Genomic DNA, 17,868 nt, shown 5'->3' on the forward strand with positions numbered 1-17,868 from the left:
AACGTACCCAGGGCGAGTGCGAGTGAGATGGCGGCGAGTGCCGCGTAGGTTCGTATCATGCTCCACCTTGTGGGACGTGCTTTCAGAACCAGCACCCGACCATGCTGCTGTTCCCCTTGCGGATCATCTGTTCCATGCTGGCCTGCATGTTTGCGGAAAAACGGCAGTTTTTGAACAGGCAGTCACGCACGTCAGCCTGCGTCAGGTCGGTTTTCGTGAAGTCACAGTCCTCAAAGTAGGAGTTGGTGACGGTGGCTCCGGTGAACTTACAGTCCTGGAACTTGCCCCCGCTCACATCCGCCATGTCCATCGTGGTGCCGCTGAAAATGCACTTGGTGAACGTCGTGTTGTCCACGTCAAGATGGTTGAGAGTGGAGTTGGTGAAGTTGGTGCGCGCGAACTTGGTTTTACTGACGGTCAGCTCGTCGGCCTCCACGTGTGTCATGTCAGTTTCAGTGAACGTGGAGTCGGTGATGGTGGCGTAGTTGGCTGTGGTGTTCCTGGCGTTGAGCTGGTTGTACAGGCCGTGCGTCGTGGTGGAAGAGGACAGGTTCGCTCCTCGAATGTCAGCAAAGTTGGACTCGCAGTGGGCGAATGTTGACGCGGTGAGAGTGGAATCCTCCAGCGAGGCATTGTCGAACGTGCAGTTCGTGAACTGGCTGTCTCGCATGTTGGCGCGCGCGGCACTGGCTGATCTGAAGGTGCAGTTGTCGAACGTGGAGAGGATGGATTGGACGCCGTCGAGTCGCGCGTTATTCAGGCTGGTTCCCGTCATGTGCGTGGTGCCGGTTGCGAGCGTGAGGTCAGCGTTGTCGAGGGTGGCGCCCAGGAAGCGTCTTTGGTGAATGTCTGCCCCTGCGAGGTTGGCGCCTCGCATGTCGGCGTGAGTGTAGTTTTCTCCGAGCGGGTCAATGTCGAGGGTGGTGTGTGGCTTGTTGTCGAATTGGCCGCCCTGGGGTGAACCGGCGGGTTTGCGGGGCTGGAATGTGCTCATGGGGGACTTAGTTGCGGCTAGCTGAGATTGCGAGAGACTGGCGGTGCTAAAGACACCGCCGATGAATCGCCCGTACTGCGTGGCCCCTCATAGTCGGCTGATCAACTACTCACGCCCACTAGGGGCGAGGATTCTTGCGCCAGACTTCATAAAGCGTTGACCCGCCTTCCGCAGCGATCGACAAGCCGTCGTGTCAGTGTCGCCGCGAAGCGAAACCAAGCCCGCATCCCGCAACCGCACAAGTGTGCGGAACGCGTCCAAGTCGAACGTGCAGGAGTCGAACACAACCCGCTTACAGTCAACCTTGTCCAACCGCCAGCCGGTAAAGTCACAGCCGGTGAACGTGGTGTCGCGAACAGTCATCCCGGTCGTATCACACGCGCGTAGCGTGAGCCGGTCTATCCACGACTTGCTGATTCGAGCCCAGTGCAGGTCGCAATTCTCCAGCAACACCCCGTCAGCGAACACGCCGTCCAGGGTTGAGCCTGTCAACTGCACGTCGCGGGCCTCCAAATCCTGGATACCATTGTCTGTCAGTTCCATCCGCCCCAGATCCACGCGGGCAAGCGTCACCTGGGTGAACGCAGCCCCCTTCGCCGTCAGTACACGCACCTGACAGTCCTCCAGACTGGTTTCACGCACGTTCGCCGATCCGAGGTCAACACGGTCGGCAGTGCAACCCCGCCACGTGGTCCTGTATATGCCCGTGTAAGACAGATCCGCGTCGGTCAGGTTCGTGTCGGCCACCTCACTGCCGTCGAATACACCTTCGACAAGACTGACACTACTCAGGTCACACTTTTTCAGTGTACTTTCACCGAAAAAGCTTTGGAACAGCGTCGCCCGGTGCAGGTCGGACTCCGTAAACGTGCACGCGTGGAACTGCGTGCAGTCCAGGATTGTTTCCCCCGCATAAGTCCTGTTGAATTCAACGTCCGTGTATTCTTTGCCGATTTTAAGCGTCATGTTCTCGTTCATACTCCTCCTTGTGGGACGGGAGGGGCAGCCAAGAACCGCACTGCGTGTTGCATTTATCGCAGCCACATGGGTTGACGTGGCCGCCACAATGCGCGCGCGGGGTGCCCCCGTCTTCAGGCGGGGTGGTGAATCGCGCAAGGCCTACCGTCATTACAGGCCAATGTGGTAAAATAGTTGCATGAGTCAGAAGGTCGTAATCACCAGGGTGAGCCTGCGCGGGGCCGCACCCTTCATCGGCCTGACCAACACCGGAACCCCCACTTACACTCGCCAGCCCGAACGCGTCATGGAATGGTTGTGCGACGGGTGGCGCTACAGGTTCAACGCCTTTCGATCACGACGCAAAAAATACGGCCCCGGAAAAGCCCTTATCCCATTGGGAACCCCCGACACGCGCACCCTCGCCCAGACACGCCAGGATGAACCCTTCATCGCTGCTATCCCTACACTCGTCGCAGAATCAGCAGAAAAAATCGAAAACACGCAGTGGTGGACGGCAATAGCGCGCCGGGAAACACTCCGCAAAAAAGGCGTCAAACCAGGAAAAACTCCAGGGTGGAAACGACGAAAAGACGGCCTCGGGTTCGTGTGCTGGTACAACGGCGGACGCAACGCTAGGCTCCACCGCACAGGCAGAAAATCAGGAATCGTCACCATCACCGGGCAAAACCCACCCCGCCACCGTGACACGGGAGTGCGCTTCACCATCCGCATCCACATCACACTCACCCAGGACATCCACCCCTACACGTCCGTCAACGTCAACTGGACCCGCCGCACACTCACCTTCACGTCACGCCCCACAGAATCCACGCGCACACCCACCGGACAGAAAACCGGAATTGACCGTGGAGCAATACACAACCTGGCCACCGCGCAAGGTGAATTTTACGACCTCCCTACATGCAGACTGGCAACAATTGACCGCAAAATCCGCACTCACCAAAAAGCAATGGCACGAGCCGTCAAAACAGCCGGATACCCTACCCAGCGCGAATACAGGAAAGCAGGAGTATCAAAACGGTTCGCCGCACACGACAAAGCCGTCCACAACCTCCACGCCAAAGCAGCCCGCATCGTCACTGACACCCAGCACAAAGCCACCACACAACTGGTCCGCACCTACGATGAAATCGCGGTAGAAGACCTGAACGTGACAGCAATGATGCGCCGACCACAGTCCATCCCCGACCCGCTTCACAAAGGCCGCTACCTCCCCAACGGCAGAGCACTCAAACGCGGACTGTCACGCTCCATCGCATCCGCACGGATCTCACAGGTCGCAACACTTCTTGAATACAAAGCCCACGCGGCGGGCGTGACCATCCATCACGTTCCCGCCTACTACACATCCCAGCGTTGCAGTGAATGTGGGGTGATCGACAGGCGAGCCCGCGAGAACCAAGCGTGCTACACGTGTCGCAACCCCCAGTGCGCCAATTACCGCGTCACTGTCAACGCTGACATTAACGCCGCCCGCAACATTGCATGGGTCGCGTTCCATAATCACGGGCGAGGACTATCGCCTGGCGTGGAGGGAATGTCAGACGGGACAGGCGAGCTATCGCACTGCCCGCAGTCCCCGCGAAGCGCAAACCTCGGGAAGCTGCCCCACTAGCAGCGCCCGGAATCCCCTCGCCTTCAGGCAGGGGAGGATGTCAACAACACGCCCTGGTTCGCTTCCGGTCCCATGGCCCTACATGCAGCCGGACTAAACGAAGTCGGCGGAGAGCACATTTTCTACACCACAAAAGTCGATCAGGTCGCAGGTGTACTGAGCGACAACGCCGAACACGGCGGACACGCCTGGGTTCTCCCCCTCACCCCACTGGCGGGAACCGGCACAACCATACTCGCCCCCCTGCAACGGTGGGTACGTCTAGGGTGGGCGCTCGTTGACACAATGGCGACCGAGTGGGGGCGCGACCATGTGGACACAATTCGAACATGGGAGGAAGCACAATGACGCGACACTCCAACTACCAGCGAGGCTCCAACCAGTACCGCAAAATCTCCAAACCGCAGCGCCAGCCAGCACAGATTAACGAGAGCCACATGGTGGGTGTTGACCGCGCCGTGTACCGTTTTCGCGCAACTTTTGACGAGCACGTGTGGACAGCGGCAAACAGGGAAGGCTCCACGTTCACCCTGTCCGAAGTGCGCACACTCATTTCCGGCATCAGTGTGGGTGGTAAAAGCACGCACGAAACGGAGGAAGTGCTGGGGCTCATCCGCGCCAACGAGTACCTGGCGAGCGTTGTCGAGAGTGGAGAGTTTCAGATGGGGCGCGAGCAGAGCGACCGCATAAATCTGATGGTCTCGCAGTATTCGGTTCTCGCTCCCGGTGTTTTCAGGGGCGAAGGCGATATTGGCGGCGACGGTGGACACGTTGCGCTTGCCCGTGGCGGCACGTACACGGCTCCACAGCCCAGCGAACTCCCCGCTGTCTACCACGAAATAGTCAAGAATTGTCAAAAAGTTCGCGACCCCGTGGAACGGGCGTGCCTGTATTTTTGCCTCGCATCCAGGGCGCAACTGTACTGGGACGGCAACAAGCGCACGAGCCTGACCATAGCGAACGGCACCCTGCTCAGCCACGGGTATGATGCGATACTCATCCCCGCCACAGACCGGCTCGAATACAACGAACTGCTCGACAGGCTGTTTGCCGATAACGACACGGACTCCATGATGGGCTTCCTGGCCGAACACGCCACATACTAGGCGGTCCCACAAGGAGGGGCATGGAACTGGAAATGATGCGCATGTTCGGGCTCAACCCGGACGACCCTTCAGACTGTGCTGCGGCACTCATGGCGGTCAACGCCTACGAGCTGTGGGACCGGCTGCGCGAAATCCGCCACACCCACCAGGTCAGCATCCAGCACGTGGCCAACACCCTAGGCTGGGACGTCGAACAGGTGGAGCTGCTGGAGAACGGCGGCATGGACGCCACACTCACCACCATCCAGCTGTATGCGTGCGCTGTGGGGGCGTGCGTACAGGCGTGGGCGGAACCTGTTGGCGACTCGGCAGCATCTCGCTCGTGATGTCCGTGCGCGGGCAGTTGGAGCACGCTTAACGTGTGCACAGCTCCCTGAAAATGAGGTCGAACCTCTTCAGGCACATCATGAATACCAGGGCGCAGTGCGTCCCTATCACGGCCACCAATACGCGGCCCCACCATACAGGCGGGACAACACTGGCCACACAGGCGCCGCATAGTGCGACCAGGACGCTGTACACCAGGTTGGCGAACAGTTCGTTGGTGTTCTTCACGATACGCTCGGGCATTACCCATTCGTCGCGCATTTTCAGTCGAAGCCAGAACACGAAGATTGCCGCCGCGAAAGACGCAAGCCCACCGTTTGACAGTCCTCCAGTCGCCCCCGCCCCCACCAGTGATGGTACGAACAGGCCAAGCGGGACGCCCACGACAACAGGCACGACGTAGAAGATGAGAATGTCTGTGGGGCTCATTCGTGAGGTTCTCGCGTCTGTGAGCGTTGCAAGGTGCTTTCGGATAATTGCCGTCATTGAGATTTTCAACTGTGCCTCCTCATCTGTCCTTGTGGGACGAGCACCCAGAACTGGCACCCGACTACAGAGTTCTTCCCGCCGCGCACCATCTTCTCCATTGCGGCCTGCGTGTTCGCGGGGCTGGAATGTGCTCATGAAGGGAGCAGTTGCGGCTAAAGTAAAACGCCTGAGTTGAGTGACGCGAGATTTGAGTGGGCCAACACCTGAGTGGGCGAATGCCGGTTGGACACCTCACGCGCCTAGTCGCCTTGCTCTCTTACCGGGATCCGGTCGACACGTTGGGCAGCCCACACATTTTCAGCGTAGTTGGAGGCTTCGATCGGATACGGGTTGTTATCGGGGTCAACACTGAGGGGAACGCTGATAGCGCCTTCCAACTCACCTACACTGCGTGGCCCCTCATAATCGGCTGTTGAAGTCATGATGATACAGGGGCGCTCGTAACGCATGGTGGCATCCTTGTTCCACGCTTCGTGGCCGTCCGAGTCAAGCAGCAGGTCAGTGGGGTCTGTTTGGCCTGACACGCTGAACGCAATGTCTTCACCGTAGTCCGTCTCGTCCATTTCGTCGACCATGGCGGCAATGGTGGCACGGTTGTGTTCAGTGTCGGGAATGCCGAGGCGCCGAAGGCTGTCCATGGTTGTGCTGAACAGGTCGGCTTTCAATTGCTCAAGGGGAACATCCTCGTCATCGGGGACGCTGACCTCACTCAGGTGGTGAGTGAAACTCACGCGGTCTGTCTGCCCGGCAAGCTTTTCGATCGCAGTCTGATCCATGTGGTTGAGGTAGAAGTCGAATGCCTGGTCGTAGAGATTTTCTTCCCCACCGCTGCGCTGAACAAGCTCGTCCCACTGGTCAGGCACCATAGTGTCACGCAGGTCGGACAGTGTTTGGCCGGTGTTGTCATGGGCCGTGTCAGTGTCGCATTCGGTGATGGCACGGTATTTTTCAGGGTTGTGACCGCCTTGCAGAAGTTCGTCGATATCTGCTTCGTTGAGGTGGTCGCGCGCATCCAGGTCGGGGCCGTACGTGTAAAAGTCGCCTCCGCGTCCGTATGAGTAGTTGTCGAACACGCGGGTGAAGTTCACTGTGCCGTCTCGGTTCATAAAGTCGGCGGCTGTAGGAGGAGCGCAGTCGATACTGTTGATCGCTGCGTGGGGTTTCGTGTCGAACTGCCCGCCCTGGGGGCTACCGGCTGGCTTACGGGGCTGGAATGAAGTGGTCATGGGTGACCTAGTTGCGGCCATGGTTGTACGCTCGGGTTGACCAGCATGAAAGTGGGGCGAGCTGATGCCCGAGTGAGTGGTGGGGCGAAGGTCGCTGGTGACAGGCAGTCAGTCTGTGGTGGTCGCGGGCAAGGCTCCAGCGCGTCAGAACACCACAGCGAAAGTCCGTGCGGCTGGAACAAAACGCTTGGGCTGAGCGGGCTATGGAGCGGGTCGTGTGGTTGTGCTCCAGTTTTTGAATCGGAACCCCGCACGGGCATGAAAAAGGGCGGCTCACCACTCATTTTTACGAGTGTCAAACCGCCACTTTTCGCTTGTATCCCGCCGAAAATTGGAAGTTCACCAGTATATCAGTGGGAAGTGTAGAGAGAACCCAACATCGCGAAAAACGATCAGGCCATAGCGCCCAGTATATCAGTGGGAAGTGTAGAGAGAACCCAACTTACACCCACGTGCAGTCTCGTAGTTCGACGGTAGGCTCATTTTCGAGCCGTTCACGCTGGTCAGCGCTCAACGTGCAGCGGCTAAACTGCGCGTAGTCAAACGTGGCCCCACTAAAGTCAGCCCCCGTGAAGTCAGTGCGTTCAGCCCTCATTTCTCCAAGGTGCGCACCATCCCACTTCGAGCCCGCCATGTCACTGTCCGTGCAGGTCAAAAATCGAGTATCACACAGCCGCATGTCAACATCACGCGCATTGGTCTCAACGAAGTGAAAACTGGTCAAGGTGGAGCCACATAGTTTCGCACCCTCCATGTTGCTTCTGATAACTTCACCGCGATCCCAGTTCACTCCCTGGAAGTCACTACCGGCGAAATTGCTCTCTTTGATGCTTGCCATTGACATGTCGGAATGGCGCAGGCGGGCATCTCGGGTCGTAACGTTAGTAATCAGGGAACCATACAGGGAGGTGCTGTCTGCCCTGATAACATCAATTCTGGTGTCGCGGATGGTGGAGCGCGGCATTCTCGCCCTCGTGGTGTCCAGGACGGCGAGCTTCGACTTGTCGATGGTAGTGAAAGCAGTGTCGCTATCATTGATTCCTCCCCACGCCCCGCCCCTCGTGGGCGTGAGTAATTAACCCACAGCGCGACACGCCAACACTCCACCCGTTGACACACCCACCCACACGCCTATACTGGACAGCGTAGAGAACTTAACAAGGCTCCTGCCAATGTTCGCGGAGCTGACTGGTCAACCGGGTACTGCGAAGTGCCCGGTTACTTTTATGACCGCCACGTCCCACAAGCAGGGGCATGAACGAAAACACGACCAGCTACCGTGTCGGCATCGACGTCGGCACCCACTCCATCGGCTTCAGCGCTATCCAAACAGACCCGACAGGCACACCCACCAACATTCTCACCTCCACCAGCTTCATCCACGACGGCGGAGTCGACCCCGACCACCACAAGGCCGGTGACACGCGCCGCGCCGTCTCGGGGACAGCCAGACGCGTCCGCAGGCTCATGCGCCGCACACGAACCCGCCTCGACAAGCTCGACACCTTTCTTAGCGACAACGGGTTCCCCATCATCGCCGACGCCACCGAAAACGACCCGCACGAACCCTGGCTCATACGCGCCACTCTCGCCACCACCCCCATCACATCCGCCACCCAACTCGACCACCACCTGTCCATCGCCGTCCGCCACATGGCCAGGCACAGAGGCTGGCGCAACCCCTACCAAAAAATCGACGCCCTCCTCGGTGACCTCCAGCCCTCCCCCAAACTCATTGAACTCAAAAACCGCGTCGAAGAACACCTTGGAGCACGCGTCGGCGAACAGTACACGCCCGCCACGCTCATCTGCGCCATCCTTGACGCCGCACCCACCACCCCCATCAGGGGGGCGGACGGGATCCTCGCCGGAACCCTCCACCAATGCGACTACGCCCTGGAACTGCGCCGCATCCAAAACGTTCAACACCTCAACCCCACACTGGTCGACCAGCTCATCCGCCTCATTTTCGCCATGAACTCTCCCATCGGGTCCGCTCGCCACCTCGTCGGCAAGGACACCCTGCCCGGCATGGAAAACGAGCCACGCTGTGAAAAAGCCCAACCCGTCTTCCAACGCTTCCGCATTATCCAAACTGTCGCCAATCTGCGCGTCCTAGACGGCGGACACGAACGCCACCTGACGCGACGAGAAATGAACCAGGCCGTCACCTTCCTGTCCACCGCCACACGCCCCACGTGGGGTGACGTGGCTGACACGCTCACCATTGACCGGCGCAACCTGACAGGAACAGCCCGCCAAACCAGCGACGGAGAATTCCTCGGGACACACCCACCCATCGACCAGACACGGGCCGTCATCCGCGCCCTGAACATCCGGCCCCTCACCGAGTGGTGGGACAAAGCGACTGACAGTGAAAAAGCCGCATTCATTGACGCCACGTCCAACGTGGGGACAGACGCCATAAACGAGGACGCGCTGGAAAGCGTCAACACGCTGTTCGCCAGCCTGGACGCCTCCCAGCGGGCAAAAATAGACGCCGCCCGGTTCCCGCTCGGAAGGGCCGCCTACAGTGCAGAATCCCTAGAAAGACTGTGCGAACGCATGATGCACGACAACGTTGACCTCCATGAGGCGCGCGCCAGAGAATTCAACGTGCCCGACGGGTGGCAGCCGCCCGCAGACCCCATCGGCACGCCCACAGGCAACCCGAAAGTGGATCGCGTGCTCAAACAGGTGGCACGGTGGCTCGCCGCCGTCACGCAACGCTACGGCACCCCCATCAGCATCACCATTGAAACCGCCAGGGGTGGACTCAACTCCGAAAAGGTCGCTCGCCAAATCAGCCGCGACAATCAGAAAGCCGCCGACCGTAACAGGCAGCTCGCTGACCGCGTGCGTCAACTGACGGGGCAAGACGGCACTATCTCGCACGCCGACATAACGCGCATGAGGATCTGGGACCGTCAGGGTGGAGCCTGCCTGTACTGCGGAACCCCTATTGCTTTCACCGCTTTCGAGCTGGATCATATTGTCCCCAGGTCGGGGCCCGCATCCACCAACCGGCTTGTCAACCTGGCCGCAGTGTGCCGCACCTGCAACCATGAGAAGGGTGCCACCCCGTTTGCCGCGTGGGCAGACGGATCATCGCGCACCAGCCTGGGTGAGACGGTCAATCGCGTCAAAGCGTGGAAGAACACCGACCGGATGCCAGTCAAAGCATTCGCCACTGTGAAACGTGACGTGATCGCCCGACTGAAGCGCCGCACGCCCGACGAGCCGCTGGACGACCGGTCATTGGAATCCGTCGCGTGGATGGCAGTCGAACTGCGACACCGCATCGACTCTCACTACGGTGGGACAGTGGATGTGCGTGTTTGTGCCGGTCACGTGACTGCGAGCGCGAGGCGTGCGAGCGGCCTGGAACGTGATATTCGCATGATTGGTGGTGGCGGGAAAACGCGCCTGGACCGCAGGCATCACGCGGTTGATGCTGCCGTGCTCGCCATGATGAGACCCAGCATTGCACACACGCTCACGATCCGCGACAACATGCGCAGGGCCCACCAGTTGACCGGCGTGGACAATCAGTGGTGGGAGTTTGATGGGGTGACGACGGGTGATCGTCTGGTGTGGCATGAGTGGCGTGACCACATGCGGGTGTTGACCGGATTGTTAAACGAGAAACTGGACAACATGACGATACCAGTCACGACGAACGTGCGGTTGAGCGTGCCGAACGCTGCTGCTCACGACGCGACAATCCGTCCCCTCGACCGCCATCGGGTGGGGGCCGCATGGACTGTTGACGAGGTTGACAGGGCGTCCACTCCGGCATTGTGGTGCGCGTTGACGCGGCAGGATGATTTCACGCCGGGCGTGGGGCTTCCAGCCAACCAGAACCGGCGCATCATGGTGAATGGCACCCCGTTTGAGGCGGGCGATGAGGTGGGCGTGTTTCCCGCCCTGGTGTCTGCTGTTGCGGTGCGTGGCGGGTGGGCGTCCATTGGCGGGACGGTCCATCACTCTCGCATTTACCGGGTGGGTAAGCGTTTCTACCAGTTGCGCGTGTTCGCGGTTGATGTGGCGCGCCACGGTGGGCGTGACGTGTTCAGCATAGAGCTGCCGCCCAAGTCTATTTCGGTTCGCACGGCCAACGAGAAACTGCGTGAAGCGTTGGCGCGTGGGGATGCCGAGTACGTGGGGTGGGTGGTTCGCGGCGATACGCTCCGCCTGGAGTCGACAGATTTCAAGGCCGCGAGGATCCGCACGTTTTTCGACACGTACCCTGTGCGCGAGTGGACGGTAACGGGGTTCGAGTCGGCTGGCACGATGAATTTACGCCCCACTCTTCTATCCAGTGAAGGACTGCCTGATGATGCCTCCGACGATGTGCGGGTTGTGCTGAAACGGTGCTGGAGGGTGAGCGTGAATGACTTGATGACGGTGGGGCATCCGAGTGTGGTGCGCCGTAACACGCTGGGCGAGGTTCGCATGAAGGACACGAAATTGCCTGCCACGGTTCGGCTGGCGTGAAACGCTGTTGGCGCGTGGGCACGAAAAAGGCGGCTCAACACTCACTTTTGCGAGTATTAAACCGCCACTTTTCGCTTGTATCCCGCCGAAAACCGGTGCCAGTATATCAGTGGGAACTGTAGAGAGAACCCAACCCCTAGTTGATGGTGACGCCGTGTGTCTTTTGGAGTGCGCTTAGGGTGTCCTCGTCGAACTGGCAGTCGGTGAATGTGACATTCTGAAAGTCGATGCCCTGGAGGTTTGCCCCATGCAGGTCGCACTTTTTCATCTCACAGTCCTCCATGGTTGCGCCCGACAGGTCAGCGCTGCGAAAACTCGAATTCGTTGCCCGCAGCTCACACAGGTGCGACTTCGCGAGACGTGACTTGCTGAAGTTGGTGTTTCGCACCGATGTGTTGAGAAACCGTGCGCCCATCATGTCGGCCAGCATAAAATTCGCATGGTCAGCCTGACTGTTCAGCATGGAGAAGTTTTTCAGCGCGGAACCACTGAACGCCGTGTCGGTAAGCGAACTGTCCTCCACCGCGATTGAGTCACTGCTCATTCGGTACATGTCCATCGCGTCAGCGTGCACGCGGTTAAACGACAGTCCCTCAACGTTCGCCCTGGTCATGTCAACCGCTTCGAGTGACCCGCCATTGAAAGTAATGTCCAGCAGTGTGGAGTCGCGCATTTCCACATTACTCACGCGCCCACCGCTCAAGTCGAGAGTGTTCAGGGTTGCGTTATTAAACTCGCACCGCTTCATGGCGTAGTCACGGAACTCACTGTTGGACAGCGTGGAGCAGTCAGCACTCAGATTAATCATCCGCACGCCCCGACCATGCACCTTGTTGATGTAGGCGCGCTCCATTGTGCAGTCGGCAACATGCGCGCCGTCGGCTTGCAGGTGGGTCAGTGACGCTTTGTTCAAGGTTGAAGACGAAACCGTTGCGCCGTCCAGTGTCGAATCGGAAACATACACGCCGTCCAGGGCTGTCCCGCCAATATGTGTGCAGTCTAGAATAGTCTTGGTGACAATCTGAGACGAGTGGTCTCCCTGAATGTCCTCGCCGGTGAAATCCTTCGCGTGAGGCTTGTCAGTGTCGCCCATGTTCACGTCCACGGCGACGTGGGGCTTGGAATCGAACTGGCCGCCCTGGGGTGAACCGGCAGGCTTGCGAGGCTGAAACGAGTTGGTCATGGGTGACTTAGTTGCGGCTAAGACAGCACGCCTAGGTTGGCCAGCACGAAGGTGGAGCGAGCTGATGCCCGAGTGAGCGGTGGGGCGAAGGTCGCTGGTGACAGGCAGTCAGTCTGTGGTGGCCGTGGGTTGAGCTCCAGCGTGCCAAAACACCACGGCGAAAGTCCGTGCGGCTGGAACAAGGGTGCTTAGGTCGGGCGGCGCGAGAGTTGAGTGGGGTTAATGCCCGAGTGAGTAATGAGGCGAAGGCTGGTTTTCACGCGCCACTGGTAGACAGTCCGTGGTGGGCGCGGGTCAGGCTCCGGCGTGTCAGAACACTAGGACGCAGGTCATGCGGCTGGGGCAGCGCGGGCTGTGTGGTCGTGCGCCGGTTTTGGGATCGAATCGCCCGTGCGGGCACGAAAAAGGCGGCTCAACACTCACTTTTGCGAGTATTAAACCGCCACTTTTCGCTTGTATCCCGCCGAAAACTGGACGTTCACCAGTATATCAGTGGGAAGTGTAGAGAGAACCCAACCGAACTTTGCGAACTCGTCCTGAATGTCCCAGTATATCAGTGGGAAGTGTAGAGAGAACCCAACCAACTAATGACTGGCGTCTGGCGAGTCAACCTTCCTGCGCGTCACACTGCTCGCAGCCTTCTCCCCCATGATGTTCGTATCCACGTGAATACAGTCCTCCTCCACCATCAAAGGCGCGCTCAGCGTGCCGGACACATACCCGCTCCCCACGGGTCCATACTCATACGAATAGGAATCGGACCGCATTTCCACGTAAGGCCGCTCATAATCCACAGTGGAATCCCACCACCACACCTGGTTCCCCTCCTCGTCACACAGAAGGTCGGAGGCGTCCGCCCTGCCCGCCACACTAAGCGTCAGCCCCCCACCCAGGTCATCGTCGTCAATCTTGTCGACCATCGTGCGAACCGCTGCCCTGTTCTCAGCCGTGTCATCGACACCTTTCGCCACAAGCTCGCTCATCACACGATCCGTGATAGCCTCACGCATAGCTTCCGGCTCCATGTCCAGCCACTCGTCCGTGTCAATAGTGACAACATCATGGCGAAAATCGACGTTCCTGGTGAGGCGAACCAGCTGGGACATCGCGTCCTCGTCCATGTTGTCCATGTAGTATTCGCGGGCTTCGTCCTCCAGGAGCGTCCTGTCGCCGTCGAAGTGCCTGTCGAGTAGCGCGTCCCACTCTTCCCACCCCATGGATTCTTCCCACGCCTCAAGCGTTTCAGTGACCTTCTCATACACTTGCGGGTAGGTCATGCTGGTGAAAATCTCATAATCCACCGTGCTATCAGGATCACCCTGGAGGAGAGCTTCCACCTGTTCGCTGCGTAGCTGATCATCGTAATCAACGTAGACGCCGAACAGCCTGCGGTTATCGTCCGGCCCGTAGGTCTCCTCGGCAAAGATTTTGGCGAAGTTCACGGTGCCGTCGGGGTTTTCCAGGTCGGATGCGGTCACGCCCGTATCAAGCGCGCTTCCGATCTGGTCGTGAGGTTTCGTGTCAAACTGGCCGCCCTGGGGTGAACCGGCGGGCTTACGGGGTTGAAATGTGCTCATGAGTGACCTAGTTGCGGCTGAAAAAAAAGACGCGCTCAGGTCTGGTAGCACGAGCATTGAGTGGGCTGAAATCGGGTAACAACTTTGGCGCAGGTCGGCGATTACCAGCACTCGCAGGCGGTCCACAGAGGGCGTCAGCTGGGCTCCAGCCCATTAAAAGCACGGGTCGAGGTGGACTAGCATAACCCGCACTTGACCCGCTGTTGGTATGCCGTTTACTCGCGTGGGTGGTTTTTACTCAAACCCGTTGGTTACGGTGTGTTTGTTTTATCCGCAGGGACTTTTGCCCTGTCCTGCTGGGGCGCTCCACTCTCAAGCTCGGCGGTTATGAACTGGCTTCCGGTTCCGGTCTGCCGATGACCTACACCAGGGTGGTGGCACGGGTTGAAGCTCGCTCCACTTTCGTGCCGGTCAACCCGAGCATTTTGCCTCAGCCGCAACTAGAACCTCCATGACTACTTCATTTCAACCACGCAAACCCGCAGGCAGCCCACAAGGCGGACAGTTCGACACCAAGCCGCACGACCAGATCGAAGGCGACCCGCTGAACGCCCCCTACGACACGTACGACCACGGCACCGCCACCTACACTGAACCGCCCTACGTCGCCAAAAGCGGCAGAAACCTCGGACTCGAATTCGGTGTCAAATTCATCCCTCTGCCCGACCTGGACCAGGAAGCCACACACGACCACGCCGACCAGGCGCGCGAACTCAGCTACGCGTTCGACACCGACCGCGCAACCAAGACCGGCGACAACAGTGGCGTCATCACCTACACGAGCGAAGCAACCGACGCCCACTACACCATCGCCTACGACCCAGAAGGCGTTGACCTGACGATCCGCGACGACGGGTACGCTGAAGAACACCACATTCGCATCAACGGAGACCCTGAAACAATCATCCGCTCTATGGAAGACGTGACCTCCACGTACGCTGACAACCTCGATGAGTGGAGCAGTGAATACGACGACCAGGAAACATACGAACAGGCCGCATACAGGAACGCGGTTCTGGGACGCTCAGGTTTCTAGGGCGCAGCGCGCACAAAAATCCGGCCCACTCTTAAAAGGCCACGCGGAAAAAGAGTGGGCCGGACGACTATGCGTGCCACTAAACGCTGGGGAAAGCCTCCACGGCAAAATTCACCAGAGCATCACGCGTCACGCGGAGCGTTTGGGAGCCAAGACGCAGTGCGGGTAGCTTATGGGCGTAGATCCACTTGTACACGCCCTGCTCACTCACGCCCAGGATGGACGCTACTTCGGACACGGAAAACAGCACCTGGTCGGGCTTGTAGCCGGATAGGAAATTCATCTCACTCATATTCCCGCTTGTGGGACGAGGCGCACTCTCACGCACCAACCCACGTCACTCCCTCCGTGCTGTAGGCAACCTGCTCAATCTTGCGGCGGTACGTCTCATCAATCGTCGCCCCACTCACGTCCGCGTCATCAAACAGGGCACGGTCCAGTTTCGCACCCTTCAGGTTCACGCCCCGCAGGTTCGCACTGCGAAAATCCGCGCGGATCGCGTTTGCGCCACCCATGTTCGCGCCTTGAGCATCCACCCCGACCATGCGGGTACTAATCATGTCCGCCTCACGCAAGTCAGCACCGGCCAAAGTGGTGGTTTCCGTGATGGAAGCCTGGTTAAGGATAGCGCCGCGAGCCTGCACGCCCCTCAGGTCGCAGTTGTCCAGGTGGGCATCCGACAGATCGATGTATTCGAGGTGCCCGCTGATTGTTGAATCATAGAACTGTGCGGACCGTGCACTCACGCCGGAAGCACTGACGTTGAGGAACCGGCTTTCGCGGATGGTGGAGCCCTCCATATCACTGTTGACGAGGCGACAGTTTTCGAGTGTCGTGTAGTCGATGTCCATGCGGCGCATCATGGAGCGCGCCAGGGACACGTCGGCAAGGGAGCAACTGGTGACCGTGGATCCGTCGAGTTCAGAGAAGGGGAAGATGGAGTTGGTTGCGTCCACTTCGTTGAAGGAGCATTGGCGGGCGCGCATGGCTGTCTCAATGACGTCATTGACGGTGACGGAATCAAAGCCGGAGCGGTCATAGTCGTAGCCGGTTCGCGTGGTGTGCGCGTATTCGAGGTCGCTGAACGCGCGGTCACACTGGTTGGTCGGGTTGATGTCGTCGGCTGCGCCCTCTTCTTCTTCGCCTAGTACGAGGTCGGAGGGGACGTGCGGCTTGGTGTCGAACTGGCCGCCCTTCGGTGATCCGGCGGGCTTTCGGGGTTGAAATGTGCTCATGGGTGACCTAGTTGCGGCTGGGATAAAAGAACGCGTGAGTCGGAGGTGTGAAAGTTAAGCGGGTCGTGTGTTCGTGCGCCAGTTTTTGAATCGGAGCCCCGCACGGGCATGAAAAAGGGCGGCTCACCACTCACTTTTACGAGTGTTAAACCGCCACTTTTCGCTTGTATCCCGCCGAAAAACCGGTGTTCACCAGTATATCAGTGGGAAGTGTAGAGAGAACCCAACTATAGCAAAAAATCTCCCCGAGACTTTTCCAGTATATCAGTGGGAAGTGTAGAGAGAACCCAACTTGAAGCGCGCTGGCGAAGCTTGAGCCGCCCAGTATATCAGTGGGAAGTGTAGAGAGAACCCAGCTCGCCGCGTGGGGGGTGCGCGTCGACCAGCGTCAATCCTCCGTATTCGGTGTGTCACACGTTCGTCAAGACTTGGTATAGTTTTGGTCACTCCCGTAGAACAGGTCACTCATGGCTTGGGCGAGCTTTTGCTGTGTGTCCTCATCGGTGTGCGTGTACCGCATGGTGATGTCCGCTCCCCTGGCGTGCCCCACGTAGCGTTTGACGTCCATCTCGTTGAATCCCGGCAGTCGTAGCGCCAGTGTGATCGCGGTGTGGCGCAAGCTGTGGGGTGTGGCGTGTTCCAGTCCGGCTCTGTCCATCACGCGTTTCATGGAATCGCGCAGCGTGTTGTCGGGCAGTGGGTGTCCGGGTTTCATTTTGGATTGGAACACGTAGTCATCGGGGGCGTATGAGTGGTTGTTCACGTGGTCGCGGAGTGTGGCAGCCAGCCCCGTACCGAGGTGGACGTCTCTGACTCCTGCGTCGGTTTTGGCACCCATGTGTGCGTCTTGGTTTTTTCCGCTGCCAGTGACAACGTGGCGGATGTGTATGACGTTGTTTTTCAGGTCGAGGTCTTTGAAACGTAGGCCGCGTACTTCTTCGGTGCGCATTCCTGTGACGGCCATGAGGTGGAAGGCGGGGCGCTGGTAGTCGGGGACGGTGGTGGCGATGAGGCGGGCTTCGTCCAGGGTGAGGGCTCGTCGTTCGGTGATTTCTTCGTAGCGGAGGGCTTTTTTGTCGAGGTTTTTGACCAGTGCGCGTAGGTATCGCAGGTTGGTGGGCGCTTTGGTGATGGTGCCGTCTCCTTCGGCGGCGCGCATGATTTGGACGAAGATGGCGTAGACGTGGCGGCGGTTGGTGACGGAGAGTGTGGCAAGTGTGTGGGTGATCCAGTGTTCGATGTCGGGCGCGGTGATGGTGGTGATGGTGCGTGTGGCCCAGTGGGGGTGGATGTGGTTGGCGTAGCGGTTGAGAACGGTGCGTGCCGATGCTTTCGTCCAGCCGCAGGTTGCGAAGTAGCGTTGGGCGTATTGGTCGAATGTAGGGTCGGGTGTGGTGGCGGACAGTTGTTCGGGGCTTTTCCATCTGCCGGTTTCGATGAGGGCTTGTTGGGTGCGCAGCCATTGGTCGGCGTCGGACCTGCGCGCGTAGGTGGTGGGTGCTGTGACGCGCGTGGCGGGGTTGTGTGGGTGAGGGAAGGTTGCTTGGTATTTTCCTGACGGGAGGCGTCGGATGTTTCCGAATTGTCGTCTGGCTGGCATGG

Annotated in this window: 16 protein-coding genes; 6 read left to right on the plus strand and 10 right to left on the minus strand. The window is 59.1% G+C overall.

Annotated elements, in window-relative coordinates:
• Positions 1-82: 82 nt before the first annotated feature.
• Positions 83-994 (minus strand): pentapeptide repeat-containing protein, encoded by a 912-nt coding sequence (locus AC1EJZ_RS10540; protein WP_480294876.1) that lies wholly within the window; start codon positions 992-994, stop codon positions 83-85.
• 105 nt (positions 995-1,099) lie between these two features.
• Positions 1,100-1,972: a pentapeptide repeat-containing protein gene (locus AC1EJZ_RS10545; protein WP_480294878.1), complete on the minus strand. Its 873-nt coding sequence runs from the start codon at positions 1,970-1,972 to the stop codon at positions 1,100-1,102.
• A 178-nt stretch (positions 1,973-2,150) separates the two neighbouring features.
• On the opposite strand from AC1EJZ_RS10545, the gene AC1EJZ_RS10550 reads away from it, so the two are divergent.
• The 4 genes from AC1EJZ_RS10550 to AC1EJZ_RS10565 all read left to right on the plus strand — a co-directional run bounded on the left by AC1EJZ_RS10550 (position 2,151) and on the right by AC1EJZ_RS10565 (position 5,022).
• A complete protein-coding gene (locus AC1EJZ_RS10550; RefSeq protein ID WP_480294880.1) occupies positions 2,151-3,590 on the plus strand; it encodes an RNA-guided endonuclease InsQ/TnpB family protein in 1,440 nt (479 codons plus the stop codon).
• Between the two features lie 72 nt (positions 3,591-3,662).
• Positions 3,663-3,938, plus strand: coding sequence for a hypothetical protein (locus tag AC1EJZ_RS10555; protein WP_480294882.1), 276 nt, complete (start codon positions 3,663-3,665; stop codon positions 3,936-3,938).
• Positions 3,935-4,696 carry a Fic family protein gene (locus tag AC1EJZ_RS10560; RefSeq protein ID WP_480294884.1) on the plus strand — a complete coding sequence of 254 codons (762 nt, stop codon included), beginning with the start codon at positions 3,935-3,937 and terminating at the stop codon, positions 4,694-4,696. The genes AC1EJZ_RS10555 and AC1EJZ_RS10560 overlap by 4 nt, the downstream gene beginning before the upstream one ends.
• Positions 4,697-4,716: 20 nt before the next feature.
• On the plus strand, positions 4,717-5,022 hold the full coding sequence (locus AC1EJZ_RS10565) for a hypothetical protein (protein ID WP_480294885.1): 306 nt from the start codon (positions 4,717-4,719) through the stop codon (positions 5,020-5,022).
• Positions 5,023-5,050: 28 nt separating this feature from the next.
• Here the strand turns inward: AC1EJZ_RS10565 and AC1EJZ_RS10570 are convergent, their stop codons facing one another.
• From AC1EJZ_RS10570 to AC1EJZ_RS10580, 3 genes are all read right to left on the minus strand, one after another.
• On the minus strand, positions 5,051-5,452 hold the full coding sequence (locus tag AC1EJZ_RS10570) for a hypothetical protein (protein WP_480294887.1): 402 nt from the start codon (positions 5,450-5,452) through the stop codon (positions 5,051-5,053).
• Between the two features lie 299 nt (positions 5,453-5,751).
• Complete coding sequence (locus AC1EJZ_RS10575; protein WP_480294888.1) at positions 5,752-6,738, minus strand: hypothetical protein; 987 nt, start codon at positions 6,736-6,738, stop codon at positions 5,752-5,754.
• Between the two features lie 442 nt (positions 6,739-7,180).
• The gene (locus AC1EJZ_RS10580; protein WP_480294889.1) at positions 7,181-7,702 is read right to left on the minus strand and encodes a pentapeptide repeat-containing protein; all 522 of its coding nucleotides are present in this window, start codon (positions 7,700-7,702) and stop codon (positions 7,181-7,183) included.
• 290 nt (positions 7,703-7,992) lie between these two features.
• Between AC1EJZ_RS10580 and cas9 the strand changes: the two genes are divergently transcribed.
• Positions 7,993-11,235 (plus strand): type II CRISPR RNA-guided endonuclease Cas9, encoded by a 3,243-nt coding sequence (cas9, locus tag AC1EJZ_RS10585; RefSeq protein ID WP_480294891.1) that lies wholly within the window; start codon positions 7,993-7,995, stop codon positions 11,233-11,235.
• Positions 11,236-11,371: 136 nt separating this feature from the next.
• On the opposite strand, the gene AC1EJZ_RS10590 is transcribed toward cas9, so the two are convergent.
• Together AC1EJZ_RS10590 and AC1EJZ_RS10595 are read right to left on the minus strand one after the other, a co-directional pair.
• Complete coding sequence (locus AC1EJZ_RS10590; protein WP_480294893.1) at positions 11,372-12,418, minus strand: pentapeptide repeat-containing protein; 1,047 nt, start codon at positions 12,416-12,418, stop codon at positions 11,372-11,374.
• A gap of 584 nt (positions 12,419-13,002) precedes the next feature.
• Positions 13,003-13,995, minus strand: a complete 993-nt coding sequence (locus AC1EJZ_RS10595; RefSeq protein ID WP_480294894.1) for a hypothetical protein — start codon at positions 13,993-13,995, stop codon at positions 13,003-13,005.
• Positions 13,996-14,446: 451 nt separating this feature from the next.
• On the opposite strand from AC1EJZ_RS10595, the gene AC1EJZ_RS10600 reads away from it, so the two are divergent.
• Positions 14,447-15,031, plus strand: coding sequence for a hypothetical protein (locus AC1EJZ_RS10600; RefSeq protein WP_480294897.1), 585 nt, complete (start codon positions 14,447-14,449; stop codon positions 15,029-15,031).
• Between the two features lie 79 nt (positions 15,032-15,110).
• Here AC1EJZ_RS10600 and AC1EJZ_RS10605 read toward each other — a convergent pair whose 3' ends face one another.
• The 3 genes from AC1EJZ_RS10605 to AC1EJZ_RS10615 form a co-directional block, all read right to left on the minus strand.
• Entirely contained in the window at positions 15,111-15,323 is a 213-nt protein-coding gene (locus AC1EJZ_RS10605) for a helix-turn-helix domain-containing protein (protein WP_070726682.1), read from the minus strand.
• Positions 15,324-15,351: 28 nt separating this feature from the next.
• On the minus strand, positions 15,352-16,266 hold the full coding sequence (locus tag AC1EJZ_RS10610; protein WP_480294899.1) for a pentapeptide repeat-containing protein: 915 nt from the start codon (positions 16,264-16,266) through the stop codon (positions 15,352-15,354).
• Between the two features lie 421 nt (positions 16,267-16,687).
• A complete protein-coding gene (locus AC1EJZ_RS10615; RefSeq protein WP_480294901.1) occupies positions 16,688-17,866 on the minus strand; it encodes a tyrosine-type recombinase/integrase in 1,179 nt (392 codons plus the stop codon).
• Positions 17,867-17,868 lie beyond the last annotated feature (2 nt).

This window comes from Pauljensenia sp. C0170B5 (assembly GCF_056590195.1).

What these genes read in the sequence shown, in the direction of transcription:
- AC1EJZ_RS10540 (WP_480294876.1), bottom strand. Translation starts at nt 994, where the DNA reads ATGAGCACATTCCAGCCCCGCAAACCCGCCGGTTCACCCCAGGGCGGC.
- AC1EJZ_RS10580 (WP_480294889.1), bottom strand. Translation starts at nt 7,702, where the DNA reads ATGCCGCGCTCCACCATCCGCGACACCAGAATTGATGTTATCAGGGCA.
- AC1EJZ_RS10615 (WP_480294901.1), bottom strand. Translation starts at nt 17,866, where the DNA reads ATGCCAGCCAGACGACAATTCGGAAACATCCGACGCCTCCCGTCAGGA.
- AC1EJZ_RS10575 (WP_480294888.1), bottom strand. Translation starts at nt 6,738, where the DNA reads ATGACCACTTCATTCCAGCCCCGTAAGCCAGCCGGTAGCCCCCAGGGC.
- AC1EJZ_RS10605 (WP_070726682.1), bottom strand. Translation starts at nt 15,323, where the DNA reads ATGAGTGAGATGAATTTCCTATCCGGCTACAAGCCCGACCAGGTGCTG.
- AC1EJZ_RS10560 (WP_480294884.1), top strand. Translation starts at nt 3,935, where the DNA reads ATGACGCGACACTCCAACTACCAGCGAGGCTCCAACCAGTACCGCAAA.
- AC1EJZ_RS10595 (WP_480294894.1), bottom strand. Translation starts at nt 13,995, where the DNA reads ATGAGCACATTTCAACCCCGTAAGCCCGCCGGTTCACCCCAGGGCGGC.
- AC1EJZ_RS10610 (WP_480294899.1), bottom strand. Translation starts at nt 16,266, where the DNA reads ATGAGCACATTTCAACCCCGAAAGCCCGCCGGATCACCGAAGGGCGGC.
- AC1EJZ_RS10565 (WP_480294885.1), top strand. Translation starts at nt 4,717, where the DNA reads ATGGAACTGGAAATGATGCGCATGTTCGGGCTCAACCCGGACGACCCT.
- AC1EJZ_RS10555 (WP_480294882.1), top strand. Translation starts at nt 3,663, where the DNA reads ATGGCCCTACATGCAGCCGGACTAAACGAAGTCGGCGGAGAGCACATT.
- AC1EJZ_RS10570 (WP_480294887.1), bottom strand. Translation starts at nt 5,452, where the DNA reads ATGAGCCCCACAGACATTCTCATCTTCTACGTCGTGCCTGTTGTCGTG.
- AC1EJZ_RS10545 (WP_480294878.1), bottom strand. Translation starts at nt 1,972, where the DNA reads ATGAACGAGAACATGACGCTTAAAATCGGCAAAGAATACACGGACGTT.
- AC1EJZ_RS10550 (WP_480294880.1), top strand. Translation starts at nt 2,151, where the DNA reads ATGAGTCAGAAGGTCGTAATCACCAGGGTGAGCCTGCGCGGGGCCGCA.
- AC1EJZ_RS10600 (WP_480294897.1), top strand. Translation starts at nt 14,447, where the DNA reads ATGACTACTTCATTTCAACCACGCAAACCCGCAGGCAGCCCACAAGGC.
- cas9 (WP_480294891.1), top strand. Translation starts at nt 7,993, where the DNA reads ATGAACGAAAACACGACCAGCTACCGTGTCGGCATCGACGTCGGCACC.
- AC1EJZ_RS10590 (WP_480294893.1), bottom strand. Translation starts at nt 12,418, where the DNA reads ATGACCAACTCGTTTCAGCCTCGCAAGCCTGCCGGTTCACCCCAGGGC.